General features: G+C 47.7%; 2 protein-coding genes. Both read right to left on the reverse strand.

Annotation, left to right across the window (positions count from 1 at the left end):
- Positions 1 to 6: 6 nt before the first annotated feature.
- Positions 7 to 5,763: a type I polyketide synthase gene (locus tag MLD56_RS19205; RefSeq protein WP_241113412.1), complete on the reverse strand. Its 5,757-nt coding sequence runs from the start codon at positions 5,761 to 5,763 to the stop codon at positions 7 to 9.
- Positions 5,764 to 5,882: 119 nt separating this feature from the next.
- Positions 5,883 to 16,334 carry an SDR family NAD(P)-dependent oxidoreductase gene (locus MLD56_RS19210; protein ID WP_241113413.1) on the reverse strand — a complete coding sequence of 3,484 codons (10,452 nt, stop codon included), beginning with the start codon at positions 16,332 to 16,334 and terminating at the stop codon, positions 5,883 to 5,885.
- Positions 16,335 to 16,375 lie beyond the last annotated feature (41 nt).

A 16,375-nucleotide genomic window follows, 5' to 3' on the forward strand; every position in this document is an offset into this window, starting at 1 on the left:
CTTGTTTTAATGAGTGCATACAATTTGCTTCTCCCAGTTCACTTCCTTGATTCCCAACGGATCTGTCGTTCGCATAACCCCCAACTGGTGCAGCTGCCCCGATACCAGTTGCTCCAATATTCGCATCCCCTCTTCCGTCCGTATGGATTGGATCCCTAGCCGCTCCATCTGCTTGCGGTATCGTTCTCCTGATACTACCCCAACCTGGCCCCAATACCCCCAGTTCACCACCTTCACCTCACACGACCACTCTACGGATAGCTGGTGCGCGAATGCATCCTTAAAGGTACAGCCTGACACATAGTTGCTTTGCCCCGCTGCCTTGGTGAATGCGTTAAAGGAAGAGAAGAACAATACAAAATCCAATGCTTCTCCTTGAAATGCTCTCGCCAGGTGTACGCTCACATCTACCTTAGCCTGCAGCGATTTACAGAATTCCTCCTCCTCCATCTGTCCCAAACTCCGGTCTGACAGCACGATCGCCGAGTGTACCACACCATGGATATCTCCATACGCCTGACGTACTAATCGACACGCTTCTCCCAAGGCGGTCTCGTCCGATGCATCCGCTGCGATATACATCGGCTCGGGTCCTATCTCCGCTAACCGTTCCCGCTTGCCTCGAATGGCTTCATCCTCTGTCCGCCGCCCGATCCAAACGATCTGTGCCTGGTACGTACGGATCATATATTCACTCCAGACGGTTCCCAATCCCCCCGCTCCACCTATGACTACATACACGCCCCCATGGCGGTAGCGCGTTGGATAACCCGTTTCCATCGTCACAGGGACAAGTTCCTGGCGGTACCATTCTCCTTCCCGGTTCACAAGCCCGTCTCCTTCTGCATTGGGCGGCAGGAACAGCAGCTCAGACCATGGCCACTCCACTCCCGCTTCCATATCCGCTAACCGAACCTTCCAATGGCTATATTCCTTTGCCATCGAACCGATAAAACCGTGTACACTCGCGTGGGTCGGATCGACCTCGTCGTACTTATTTACCGGTTGGGCCTGAACCGTAATCACCGTCCATTCCAACGTCCGATGTCCATACCCCAGCTGCAACATACTTTTGACGAGTCGGAATAACTGGATTACCCCATCTTCTTGGCCCTCAATAATCCGCTTCTCTTCTAGGGCCGGGATTTCCGCTTCCGGACCGATCCAGATCACATGGCGGATGCTTCCGCAATCCTCCAGTTTCCCCTGAATGTCCTTCACCGGCTCTCCGGCATGGAGAGCCACAACCTGCGCCTGCGGGTAGTATGCCATCACGGCTTCCCGTCGCTCCCGGCTCCCGCCAATCAGAACTATGTCGCTCTGAGCAGACCCGGAAGGGTCCGCTTCTTCCGTGATCCTACACGGCTCCCATACGGGCGCTACAATCACGTTCTCTGCTGCCACTTCTACTTCAGACGGTGCCAAAGGATACGTCAAAGACTGCGTTAAAGAACGCGAACCCCCTCCCTGCAGCCGTGAGGTAAATCCGCGTAGACTTACGCATAGCCTGCCTGTGTCATCGTAGACATCCACACTCCGTTTTTGCACCCGCTCTTCCTGTACTCGCTCCCCTTCTTCGCTCATGTGTACCCACATCTGGCTCGTACACGGACCGTACACGGTCAGCTCCCGCAGGCTAAATGGCAGGGCTGGAGCGCCCGCTGTGTTTTCTTGCGGCCCCAGTAGGGTCAGCCCAATGGCTGCCTGCAACGCCCCATCCATCAAGCTGGGATGAAGCACGTAATCGTGGGCTGGTGCCGACACACCAGAAGGTAACGACACTCTCGCCCATACCTGGCCCGCTCCAGCCTGCACGCTTTCCAGCGAGCGCTGGCCTGCTCCATATTCAATCCCCATCGCCGCAAACGCTTCGTAACAGGCGGTAATCGGCACCTCTTGTGCACCCGCAGCCCGGTGCTCCGCCATCCGCTTCGCGATATCCTCCCGCACGCTTTCCACGTTTGTCACCACACGAGCAGTTCCTTGGCTGTACACCACATCTTCCATGGCTCCCGTTGATCCCTTGTAGATTTCATAACCAATGTCACCTTCCTCGCCCGCCATCAGACGGAGCCTTACCTCTACCGACTGCTCTTCGACTGTGATCGGTTGCATCCAGGTCACTTGCTGTAATTGCAACGTAAGCCACTCTCCCGGCTTCACCTCCAGCGCCTGCTCCACCGCTGTTCGTGCCATTTCCAGATAGGCTACCCCTGGCAGCATCTTACGTCCCTGCACTCTGTGATCCGTCAGGAAAAATTCCTCACCGCTAAAAGTGGAACTATACCGCTGCTCCGACAATACCGAAATATTCCGGTGCAGCAACGGATGCAATCGAGAATCCGTATCCTCCCGGCTTCGCCCGGCCGCTTCCTTCCCTTCCGCCTGCGGAACCCAGTACCGATCCCGCGCAAATGGATATGTGGGTAGGCTGATACGGCACGGCCGGTTCTCTCCGTACAGCGCCTGCCAGTTCATGCTCAACCCCTTAACCCATAAATCCAACAGCTTGGCATATTTCCCTTTATAAATCCACTGACGGATCGTCTCCTGCATATCCTCATCCGTCTCCAGGGCGGATATCGTTTCCTTATAGCGTTTGACATTTCCGCGAAACCATCTGCCAGCTTTCTGATGCTCCGCATATTCCCTCAGCTGTGCTGCTAAATCCGAGACGGATTCCACGATCAGTCCCAATCGTTCTTCCATGGCTTCCCGTCCAACCTGTAGGGTATAGGCGATGGACTCCAACCTGTCGTCGCCGTAATCCCCCTGCTCCATCGCTTCAAGCAATTGAAGCACTTGCTCTTGCAACCGCTGCTCATCCTTACCTGACAGAACAACCATTACGGGTGTGCGCGGTGTTGCTCCGAAATGCTCCTTACGGTTCTCCTGCGGAATATATTCCTCCACCAGCACATGTGCATTCGCTCCTCCGGCTCCAAAGGATGAAATGCCTGCAATACGCGGAAAATCCTTTACCGTACCGTTCATTTCAATCTGAGGTCGTTTCCATTCTGCCAGTTCCTGCTGGAGTACGAAAGGAGTATCCTCAAATGGGATCTCCGGATTCTGCGTCTTTGAATGCAGCGTTGGAGCCAATTGACCATGCTTCATTTGCATCAATACTTTGGTTAAAGCCGCAATGCCTGCCGCGCTTTCACAATGTCCGATATTGGACTTAACAGAGCCAAGAGAACAAAATTGCTTGTCAAGGGTAGATTTTTCATAGGCCTGCTTCAAGCCTTCTATTTCAATGGGATCACCTAGGGCTGTTCCTGTACCATGCGCTTCCACATAACTAACGGACCTTGGATGAATTCCAGCACGCTCCAGTGCATCGGAAACAACTTGCGACTGTGCCGCGGGACTAGGCACCGTATAGCCGTTAGTTTTTCCTCCAGAGTTCAACATGCTTCCACGGATAATTCCATAAATATGATCACCGTCTGCTACTGCTCTACGGAGAGGCTTTAGAATGACGGCTCCTACACCTTCACCATCAACAAAACCATCTGCCTTATCACCAAAAGACTTGCATTGTTGGCCTTTACTTAACATATTCATGTCAGTTAATTTCAAGTAGTGGGCGGGATCCACAATCAAATTGACTCCACCTGCAATAGCACAATCGCTAGTTCCACTTCGCAAACTTTCTATCGCCAAATGAAGAGCTGTCAGCGAAGAAGAACAGGCCGTATCTACCGCTAGACTAGGCCCTCGGAAATCAAGAGTGTACGAGATTCGATTAGCGACAGACCAATATGAAGCTCCTGTTGGATAATGTGCATTCATAACCCCGACAAACACTCCGACTCTTTGATGATCACCGAGAGAAGTAGGAGTATACCCTGCATCTTCAATTGTGGTATAAACAGTTTCCAAAAAAACGCGTTCCTGCGGATCCATTAATTCTGCTTCACGGGGGGATATACGAAAAAATAAAGGGTCGAATTTATCAGCATCTTCAATAAATCCACCCCATCTCGTATAAATTGATCCTTTCGTACCTTTCGCTCCCTTGAAATAATCCGCCCAATTCCATCGGTTCTGTGGAATCTCCTGAATACAATTTTCCCCTTTCTGAATATTGTTCCAAAAGTCATTAATATTTTTGGCTTGCGCATAACGTCCGGACAAACCAATTACAGCCACTTCACGGTCAAAATTAGAATTCTCATCTGGCTTAAAATCAAGCTCAGCAGGCAGATATCGATGATTTTGAAAAGCGTTGGCCCGTATTCGTACATTGGGGGAATTTAGGGTTGTATAATTCTGTATAGCCCGCTCCCCCTTCGGTTCCTCTTCAATTCCGACAAGTGTTATTAAATCTGCTTCTCTTGTACGGATAAAATAATCCACCAATTCATGGATCGTTGAGTGCTCAAAAAATAAAGTACTGCTTACATTTTTCATTATTTTTTTGAATTCACTCGTCAATTGAACCACAAGAATAGAATCCAGACCGTAATCGGCTAAAGGCTTCTCACTGTCCAACTGCTCTGGAGGAATTTTAAACACCTTGCCAATTAGCGTTTTAAAGAAGTGTTCACTTTTTTGACGAAACAGGCCTCCGTTCATTTGAGACATATGTGTCGCTACTGGCACCTGGTTCCATCGCTGACATGTGTAAGTCTCTGTCTCTTCGTGTTGCCCGCTCCTAAGCGATATATTTAGCTGCTTTTTTTGACGAATGACGCCATCACTTTCAGCCTGAATAATTTGTTGTCCCAATCGATGTTCCCCTGCCGCAGGAAAAGTTACTGAATGAAATCCTTCATGATGCAGCACTTTCTCCCACATTTCAGGATAAAGCCCCGGGCACCCCGGGATACGTACTGCCGTATCCTCATACATCCACCACCCTTCCAACAAACCAAAAGTCAAATGCGTAAATAGGGTATTAGCGGTAACCTCATTTAAAAGAAGCCATCCATTCCGAGACGTACAAGCTTTTACATTCCTTAATGTGTGTCTTATATTGTGAGTGGCGTGCAGCACATTAGTGGCGATAATCAAATCAAAACCACCTTCATCAATGTTCTGTGCGGCAACAGGCTCTTCAATATTCAAAAGCTTATACGTCATCGGTATTTTTCGTGAGTTGTATTTCTCCTGCGCATGGATGAGGAAAGCTCTAGATACGTCAGTGTAGCAATATTCTTCAATATATTCTTGAAAAGGTTCCAGTCTGCTTAACACCGCCTCGCTGGTCCCCCCGGTGCCCGCCCCGATTTCCAATATGCGAATACGTGCAGACAAGTTTCGATCGATACACCCCGTAACATATGCAACAACTTGATCGGACAAAATATCGTTAAAATAGTCGGCAACAGGATTGTTCTGGTAAACATTCTCCACCAGCTTCATAGATCCATTCGGAAACATAATATCGGTAGCAGGATAAGCCCCGCTCAGAATATCAGACAAATGAAACAACATCGGCTCTAACAGATGAATTCTGGATTGTAAGTCTGGATTGTACAAAATCCATTCCTTCTTTTTTTTGTCCCATTCTTCCACAAGTTCATCTAATGGCATAAAACTAGACTCCTCGTTTCTAGCCAGTATGGCTAAACTTTCGTTTAGCCACTTCATGTACATGCTGTTAATTTTCCCGTTCACACGTATCTCGTTGATTTCCAAATTACAATCCGGGTACACTCCTAATTGTTTTAGCTGGCTACCTAACCATTTCAGAAGGAATGTGTTCATCAAGTTCATCGACTCGCTAAATAAATCCAGACGCTTCGTTATTTTCATGACCATCTCTCCATCTGCTTATTTCCGCCAGACCATTAGGGGCATAGCGGACTTCACATATACCGCCCTTTCGCCGCGTTGCATTATCCATGAAATTTAAAAATCTGTGCGCACCATACCTACATTGTAATGAACTCACCCCAGTTCACTTCCTTGATTCCCAACGGATCTGTCGTTCGCATGACCCCCAACTGGTGCAGCTGTCCCGATACCAGTTGCTCCAATATTCGCATCCCCTCTTCCGTCCGTATGGATTGGATCCCTAGCCGCTCCATCTGCTTGCGGTATCGTTCTCCTGATACCACACCAACCTGGCCCCAATACCCCCAGTTCACCACCTTCACCTCACACGACCACTCTACGGATAGCTGGTGCGCGAATGCATCCTTAAAGGTACAGCCTGACACATAGTTGCTTTGTCCCGCTGCCTTGGTGAATGCGTTAAAGGAAGAGAAGAACAATACAAAATCCAATGCTTCTCCTTGAAATGCTCTCGCCAGGTGTACGCTCACATCTACCTTAGCCTGCAGCGATTTACAGAATTCCTCCTCCTCCATCTGTCCCAAACTCCGGTCTGACAGCACGATCGCCGAGTGTACCACACCATGGATATCTCCATACGCCTGACGTACTAATCGACACGCTTCTCCCAAGGCGGTCTCGTCCGATGCATCCGCTGCGATATACATCGGCTCGGGTCCTATCTCCGCTAACCGTTCCCGCTTGCCTCGAATGGCTTCATCCTCTGTCCGCCGCCCGATCCATACGATCTGTGCCTGGTACGTACGGATCATATATTCACTCCAGACGGTTCCCAATCCCCCCGCTCCACCTATGACTACATACACGCCCCCATGGCGGTAGCACGTTGGATAACCCGTTTCCATCGTCACAGGGACAAGTTCCTGGCGGTACCATTCTCCTTCCCGGTTCACAAGCCCGTCTCCTTCTGCATTGGGCGGCAGGAACAGCAGCTCAGACCATGGCCACTCCACTCCCGCTTCCATATCCGCTAACCGAACCTTCCAATGGCTATATTCCTTTGCCATCGAACCGATAAAACCGTGTACACTCGCGTGGGTCGGATCGACCTCGTCGTACTTATTTACCGGTTGGGCCTGAACCGTAATCACCGTCCATTCCAACGTCCGATGTCCATACCCCAGCTGCAACATACTTTTGACGAGTCGGAATAACTGGATTACCCCATCTTCTTGGCCCTCAATAATCCGCTTCTCTTCTAGGGCCGGGATTTCCGCTTCCGGACCGATCCAGATCACATGGCGGATGCTTCCGCAATCCTCCAGTTTCCCCTGAATGTCCTCCACCGGCTCTCCGGCATGGAGAGCCACAACCTGCGCCTGCGGGTAGTATGCCATCACAGCTTCCCGTCGCTCCCGGCTCCCGCCAATCAGAACTATGTCGCTCTGAGCAGACCCGGAAGGGTCCGCTTCTTCCGTGATCCTACACGGCTCCCATACGGGCGCTACAATCACGTTCTCTGCTGCCACTTCTACTTCAGACGGTGCCAAAGGATACGTCAAAGGCTGCGTTAAAGAACGCGAACCTCCTCCCTGCAGCCGTGAGGTAAATCCGCGTAGACTTACGCATAGCCTGCCTGTGTCATCGTAGACATCCACACTCCGTTTTTGCACCCGCTCTTCCTGTACTCGCTCCCCTTCTTCGCTCATGTGTACCCACATCTGGCTTGTACACGGACCGTACACGGTCAGCTCCCGCAGGCTAAATGGCAGGGCTGGAGCGCCCGCTGTGTTTTCTTGCGGCCCCAGTAGGGTCAGCCCAATGGCTGCCTGCAACGCCCCATCCATCAAGCTGGGATGAAGCACGTAATCGTGGGCTGTTACCGACACACCAGAAGGTAACGACACTCTTGCCCATACCTGGTCCGCTCCAGCCTGCACGCTTTCCAGCGAGCGCTGGCCTGCTCCATATTCAATCCCCATCGCCGCAAACGCTTCGTAACAGGCGGTAATCGGCACCTCTTGTGCACCCGCAGCCCGGTGCTCCGCAATCCGCTTCGCTATATCCTCCCGCACGCTTTCCACGTTTGTCACCACACGAGCAGTTCCTTGGCTGTACACCACATCTTCCATGGCTCCCGTTGATCCCTTGTAGATTTCATAACCAATGTCACCTTCCTCGCCCGCCATCAGACGGAGCCTTACCTCTACCGGCTGCTCTTCGACTGTGATCGGTTGCATCCAGGTCACTTGCTGTAATTGCAACGTAAGCCACTCTCCCGGCTTCACCTCCAGCGCCTGCTCCACCGCTGTTCGTGCCATTTCCAGATAGGCTACCCCTGGCAGCATCTTACGTCCCTGCACTCTGTGATCCGTCAGGAAAAATTCCTCACCGCTAAAAGTGGAACTATACCGCTGCTCCGACAATACCGAAATATTCCGGTGCAGCAACGGATGCAATCGAGAATCCGTATCCTCCCGGCTTCGCCCGGCCGCTTCCTTCCCTTCCGCCTGCGGAACCCAGTACCGATCCCGCGCAAATGGATATGTGGGTAGGCTGATACGGCACGGCCGGTTCTCTCCGTACAGCGCCTGCCAGTTCATGCTCAACCCCTTAACCCATAAATCCAACAGCTTGGCATATTTCCCTTTATAAATCCACTGACGGATCGTCTCCTGCATATCCTCATCCGTCTCCAGGGCGGATATCGTTTCCTTATAGCGTTTGACATTTCCGCGAAACCATCTGCCAGCTTTCTGATGCTCCGCATATTCCCTCAGCTGTGCTGCTAAATCCGAGACGGATTCCACGATCAGTCCCAATCGTTCTTCCATGGCTTCCCGTCCAACCTGTAGGGTATAGGCGATGGACTCCAACCTGTCGTCGCCGTAATCCCCCTGCTCCATCGCTTCAAGCAATTGAAGCACTTGCTCTTGCAACCGCTGCTCATCCTTACCTGACAGAACAACCATTACGGGTGTGCGCGGTGTTGCTCCGAAATGCTCCTTACGGTTCTCCTGCGGAATATATTCCTCCACCAGCACATGTGCATTCGCTCCTCCAAAACCAAAGGAACTTATTCCTGCTCGTCTTGGCAGCTCCTTACCCTCATTATCCAACTGAGGCTCCCACTTACAGGTCTCCTGAACGATATAGAAGGGGCTTTCCTCCAGCTCAATATACGGATTCACTGTCTCTAAGTGCAGATTCTTCACAAGCGTTTGATTCTTCATTTGCAACACAACTTTAATTAAACCAACGATGCCAGCCGCCATCTCCAAATGTCCGATATTAGTTTTCACAGTTCCCAATCCGCAATAGCCGGATTTGTCACTACCGTTATGATCCCGATTCTTTAATTCCTGGAAGGCCTGCTTCAGTGCATTGATTTCAATAGGATCTCCTAGAGGCGTACCGCTACCGTGAGCTTCGATATAACCTACTGTATCAGGTCTGATCCCAGCCCTTTGGTACACAGATTTTAATAATTCTGCCTGTGACTTCGGATTAGGCGCGGTCAAAGAGTTGGCTCTTCCTCCATGATTTTCTCCCGTTGCTCTAATAACTGCATAGATATGGTCACCGTCCAGTTCAGCATCCTTCAATTTTTTGAGGAGTATCATACCAACTCCTTCACTTCTGACGTAACCATTCGCTTGGTCCGAAAAGGTCTTACATCTTCCATCCTTGCTGAGCATCCCCGCTTTATGGAAGCTCTTATAATCTTCCGGACTAAGCAGCGTATTAACGCCGCCTGCCACAGCCGTTTCGCAATCACCATTTCTGATCGCCTGAACTGCTCTGTGAACTGCAATCAAAGAACTGGAACAAGCAGTTTCAATAGGCTCACTAGGACCGTGAATATCAAGAAAGTAGCTCATCCTGTTCGGTCCCACGGAGGGCACCTTCCCTGTGGATGAATATCCCTCGACGACTGTACCAGACTTGGTAAGCAGCTCACTGTAGCCAGTTCTTCCTGTGCCTACAAACAATCCCATTCCGGTTCCTGATACTGCTTTAGCCGAATACCCAGCATCTTCTAAAACCTTCCAAACATAGGTCATTAGCAAACGCTGCTGAGGATCCATCAGTTCGGCTTCTCGAGGAGTAATCCCAAAGAACAGGGCATCAAATTCATCCACTCCACTTATAAAACCTCCCCACGGCACCTCCGAATTCACACCTGGATCACAGGTGCCCCATTCCTGGCGTTCACGAGGAATCTTAGTAATACAGTCTTTACCTTGGACAAGATTTTGCCATAACTCATCTACATTTTCGGCCATAGGGAAAATTCCACTTATTCCGATGATAGCCACTGGTTCCAGAACTGCATGTTCTTGTAGGACAGGAGCAACAAATCTGGGGTTCATACGTCTGGAATGAAGGCTTGCTGTTTCTTCCCATTTCCAAGCTCCTAAGTCATTTTTCGTTTCCGATGGTTCTGGCAATGCTTCTCCATACCCTAGTTGCTCTGGCGCCTGCCAATTGAAAAAGTCACGGTGTTCTAGTAACAGATACTTCGCAAATTCCCGAATTCCTGAATATTCAAAAAATAGAGCTGGCGTTATATCCAATTCGTAAGCCTGATTAAGACGATTAGCCAGTTGAGTTAATGAAATAGAGTCAAATCCATATTCTCCCCATTCAGCATCATCATCAATATCCTTAGCATTCACATCCAAAACATTGGATATTGCTTCCGCCAAAATCATAAGCACCTTATGCAACAGTTTTTCCGTACTATCAGCAGCTGTCGAACGTGGTTGAATCGGCTTGGTCTTCGCTTTTTTTAAGGTAAGCAGTTTATCCCTCATTCGCGAAACCTGACCATATATGCCCATAACCTGTTTTCTCCCTGAAGACATGGCCTGATAAAAAATATCCAATCCGGTTTGAATGCTAATTGACTGCATGCCAGTATTTTGTAGCATGAACTTCTCGGTATCCGTATCCATACGCATACCTCCGTCCCTCCAAAGGGGCCAATCCATTACCAGAGTTTGTCCTTTTCGCTGACAAGAAGTCTCCAATCCGGACCGATATTCAGCGTAGCTGTCCATAAACAAATTGGCCATCGCATAATCAGATTGTCCAGCATTCCCCAAAATCCCGGCAGCAGATGAAAATAGAACAAAAAAGTCTAAATCAAACTCTTGGCTTTCTTCATCCAAATACAATGTGCCAGCAACCTTGGGAGCCATTACCTTCTTTACTTCTTCCGCCTGCTTGTTCAAAATGAAACTGTCGTAGATCGCACCTGCACTGTGGATAATACCATTTAAAGCCCCAAACTCCTCTTTAATGCTTTCCATCAACACACGGACTGCTTGACGATCTGTAATATCTGTCCTTTTGTATAAAACTCTAGCCCCGGATGCTTCAAATTCAGTTAGTTTGGACTTCACAAGTTCATTCAGTGGAGATCTCCCAGCGAGAATCACAGTCGGACAGCGAGAGTTTCTTACCATTTCTTCGCAAAAAATAAGTCCCAATCCCCCTGCACCACCGGTAATCAGATATATTCCATTATCCTTCCAAGGCTTCATGGCCTCGGACTGTCTACTAATTTCCTCCCACTCCGAGACCCAACGTCTTTCCTCATGGTAACGAACATGCAGACCCGGTGAGCATTGAGCGTTTTCTGTAATCATTCTAATAAGTTGATCCGCCGTTTCAACTGTACTAATCTCCAGCATTTGTCCTATAATTTTGCTGCTTTCAATTTGCGCGGTTTTGAGCAAGCCTAATAGGCCAGTGAACATATAACGTTCTAGCGGATTGAAAGCTACAATCTGCACTAGCACCTGTCCATTGGCCTGATCTCGAATAATTTTTTGTACTTCTCCCAATGCCTGTAATGCATAATCCTGATATCTATCTACCGCATGTATGGCCTTGGAAAGCAGGGAGACACACACCACATCACGAAGTCCTTTTCGTATTGGTCCTATCCATCTTTCATCAGGTTCACAAAGCAAGACTACGTGCTTGATGCATTCCGTAGTTAGGACTGCCTGTTCAATGGTTTGCTGTTTCCATACAGGTGACAGCATTAATGTAGAAATATCGGGCTTATCCGTTACTTCTTCCTTTAAAATTCTTGAAGTAAGTCCATTCATTCGAATACAGATATTCCCCGCATCATCGCAGATATCGACATCCACTCTTAACAATGAGCTTCCTGCATCATATCCTTCACTGTAACGAATACACGCCCACATGGTAGAAGTGCAGGACTGTAAGATAAGAATTTCTTGTAAGGCAAACGGCAAAAGTGGATTGTTCCCTGTCTGTCGCTGACTAAGCAATCCGATGGTTGCCTGCAATGCTGAATCGACCACACCCGGATGCAGAACATATGCCTTCCCTGAACCACTCGTCACCAGTGGCAGACGCAGTTTCGCTAGAACCTGATCTGTCCCAGCATAGAGCACTTCAATTCCTCGATGTCCTTCACCGTAAGAATAACCCATTTTTTCAAAAGCTTCATAACAAGCTGCCCCCGTCATGCTAGTTTGATTACAGGCTGCTTGTAGACTTGAGATATCCAGTGTTTGTGTTTTGATGTTCGTGCATATTTCGATTCGGCCCTGGCTGTTTACAAAATTATCCGAACCATCCTCAGACTTTCTGTAGATGGTATAACCAATCTCTCCTCCATCCTCCATGTATAATCCGATATGTACTTCAACAGGCAGCGTATCAACCATCACCGGACTGGCCCATACCACATTTTTTAATTTGATGGTAAGTTGATCTGCTGAAGACATGTTTGTCGCCAACTCTGCGGCTTTTCTTGCCATTTCCAAATGTGCCACACCTGGCAGGACTTTATGTCCTCTGATCTGGTGATCAGTCAAAAAGAATTCCTCACCCGTAAATGTGGAGCTGTATCTTTGCTCAGTTAAATCTGATGTATTGCGGTGAAGCAACGGATGAATATAGGCCGATCCTGCTGCTGAAGAATATACGCTGTCCTTTATGTCAGTTGGGGACCGTTCGGATATCCAGTACCGTTCCTTGGCAAACGGATATACTGGAAGACTCATTCTTTTAGGAATGTCCGCTTCGTATATTTGAGTCCAATCGATATCTACTCCCTTTACCCAAAGATCCAGAAGTTTTGTGTACTTTTTCTTCTGAATCCATGCCGATACGGCTTTCTTCATATCCTCATCTGCTAATAGCAACATCACCGACTCTTTATTACGCTTGCTTCTCCCCCTATAAATATCCTTAAAATCTCCTTTTTTCTCATAAAACAACTTGAGTTTTTCTTCCAGTTCCTTGACAGAACCCACCATCAAACCCAAACGTTCCTCCATAGCCTCTCTACCTACTTGAAGGGTATAAGCCACGTTCCGTAAATGATCATCTTGAATTTGCCCTTCTTCTATAAAAGCCAGCAGCTGATGTACCTTTGCAAACAGCCTGTCTTCATTTTTTGCGGATAATACAACGATGGCTTTTTCACCTGAGTTCACATCAAATGAAGCTATGGATTCAACAGGTTCCGTAAATTCCTCCATAATTACATGTGCATTGGCCCCACCCGCTCCAAAAGAGGAGATGCCAGCGATTCTAGGATATTCCTTTCGCTCTCCATCCATCTCCACCACAGGACGGTTCCAATCCGATAATTGCCTTTGAACCACAAATGGAGTGTCTGAAAAAGGAATGTTGGGATTCAATTGTTTCACATGTAAAGTGGGTACAATTTTTCGATATTTCATTTGTAAAATTATTTTAGTCATGCCTGCCATACCAGCAGCCGCTTCCAAATGTCCAATATTACTTTTAACTGAGCCAATTGCACAAAATTGTGATTGCTTCGTAGATGCCCTAAACGCTTGCGTAAGTCCGGTAACTTCAATAGGATCTCCCAGGAGAGTTCCAGTTCCATGAGCTTCGATATAACTGATGGCTCGAGCATCTATACCCGCTCTATCCATAGCAGTCCGAATAAGCTCTGCTTGAGCAGATGGATTAGGGACCGTATATCCATTCGTTTTACCGCCGTGATTTATACTTGTTCCACGGATACAGCCATAAATATGATCTTTATCTGCTGTCGCTCTGGACAACGGCTTTAATATAAATACGCCCACTCCCTCTCCGGGGACAAATCCGTTGGCATCCTGCCCGAAGCTTTTACATTTTCCATCCACCGACAGCATGTGCTGTCCGCATAGCTGTACATAGCTGGAAGGATGCAGGTATAGATTAACGGCTCCTGCAATGGCTACTTCACATTGACCATGACGAAGGTGCTCACAAGCTTCATGTATAGCTGTCAAAGATGATGAACACATTGTATCAATCGGCATGCTAGGTCCATTCAAATTCAACAAATAAGACACCCGATTCGCTAACGAACTGAATGATGTATGCGGAAACAAAGTCTCTCCCTGCCTCCACATATCTGGCCCATACAGATTAAATCCTGTTTTGGTAATTCCCGCAAATACACCCACTCTTCCTTGGTGACGTGTCTTCAGTTGCTCGCGTGTATAAGCTGCATCCTCCAGTGCTTCCCAACAAGCTTGTATAAACAAGCGCTCCTGTGGGTCCATGCTCATAGCTTCCCGAGGAGAGATATTAAAAAACAAAGGATCAAAATCAGCAAATCCTCGGACAAATCCCCCCCATTTGCTATAGCTTTTATTTTGAAGAATTGCTTCTTCACGATCCGGATGATAAAAAGAGTCCAGCTCCCATCGTTCCTCATCCAGTTCTGTTATACAATCTTTTCCACTTACTAAATTGGACCAGAATTCTTGTAGATGATCTGCTTGAGGATAATGACCACTTATACCGATAATGGCAATTGGATCCACCTCTTTTTCAGTTGACGACGGAATTCCAATTCGGGATTTTCGCTTAGCTCCATGACGCGGCACCAGAACCGGTCCTCTCTGCCGGACATCTTTTGCTGTTTTCAAAGATTCCTCTGGAGCTGCATATGAGGAAGTCAATCCTGTCCACAGTATACAAGCTTCCCGAAAATTAGAAATGAAATAAAGGGCTAATTCTTGTAAAGTCCTACATTCATAAAAGATAGTTTTTGAACATTCCCCGAAAATACGCTCCAGCTTCTGATTTAGCTGCAAGATGAGTATAGAATCAATTCCGTAACTTTCTAATGGTTCAAAGATATCAATACGTTCTTCATCCCATTTTATTTCCTCTGCAAGCAACGACTTGAGCTTAGACACTGTTTCTTCCATTAGCCGTTCATGGTCTACTTCCACTGGCTGTTTTATAATTGCAGCTGCAGACTGCCCATCAATACCCCTTTTCAAATAATCACCTATTTTTAACCGATTCCCTTTGACCAACATTATTTGTTCCTGACCCAGACTGAATGCTTTATAGAAAGCTCGAATGCCTGTCTCTGTTGAAATGGGGGACATCCCCGTACGCTCTTCCAATATTTTGGCAATGGATTCATCAATCTGCATGCCGCCTTCTCTCCACAGTGGCCAGTTTATGGATTGCGTCCGACCATGCCGAGATCCAAGCTCCCGCAAATCATTCCGGTAGCCTGCATAGGCGTCCAGAAATGCATTTGCTGCAGCATAATCGACCTGACCGGGGTTTCCAAGCGCACCAGCCACTGATGAAAACAATATAATAAAGTCCAATTGCATGCCTTTGGTTGCCTCGTCCAAACACAATAATCCTGACACTTTGGGCGCAAGGACAGCTCTAAACTCTTCTGAATTTTTATTGACAATGTAATGATCTTGAATGATCCCGGCACTATGAATAATACCGTTAACATGACCATACTCTCTCTCTATGGTATTTATGAATTCAACTACTCCCTCTTTGTCATTCAAATCCTGGTTTTTATAAATAACATGTGCCCCTAACTTCTGAAGCTCACATATCCACTTCTCCTTATGCTCATCCAGAGGAGAACGACCCATAAGAATGATAGTGGAAGATTGTGTATTCTCCGCAATCTCTCTGGCAAAAATCTTTCCTAACCCTCCAGTACCTCCTGTCACTAAATACAGACCACCATCTCGCCATGGTGTAGCCTGTTCCAACCAATCTTGGATACCTTCGTCCTCTAATATAAATTCCCAATGCATAACCTGCCTTTTCCCATTGATATAACGAATATGACTATCTGACGGACTATTCTTATTTTCTGCAAGTTTTTGAATCAAAAGGCCCTCGTCTTCATTCGTATCCACTTCAATCAGCTGCCCAGATAGTTTTGGATATTCAAGCTGCGCCGTTTTCAATATCCCGGCAAGCCCTGTAAAAAGCCTGCCTTCACCTTCACGGCTAACTATAATTTGAACAAGGATATCCTGATAAGTTCGGTCTTGAATTAACTGCTGGATAGTTTCAAATACCTGAACGGTGTAAGCCTGATACCGCTCTTCTACGGAAGTGTGTTCGGACTGTAGAGAAATACAAGTTGTTCCGTTAAGCTGAACATCTATGAGTTCACACATAGATGGATCCATCTCACAAAGCATGACAACATGCCGAAAATGTACTGACAGCGTTCTCTTCTCTGTGATAGCCTGTTCTTTCCATCTCGGCTCAAGCATCATTGTACTTGTCATGGCCAAAACCCTTTCTATAATTGAATTCTTCCAAGAACATA

This window comes from Paenibacillus peoriae, from assembly GCF_022531965.1.
Classification (GTDB): Bacteria; Bacillota; Bacilli; order Paenibacillales; family Paenibacillaceae; genus Paenibacillus; species Paenibacillus polymyxa_D.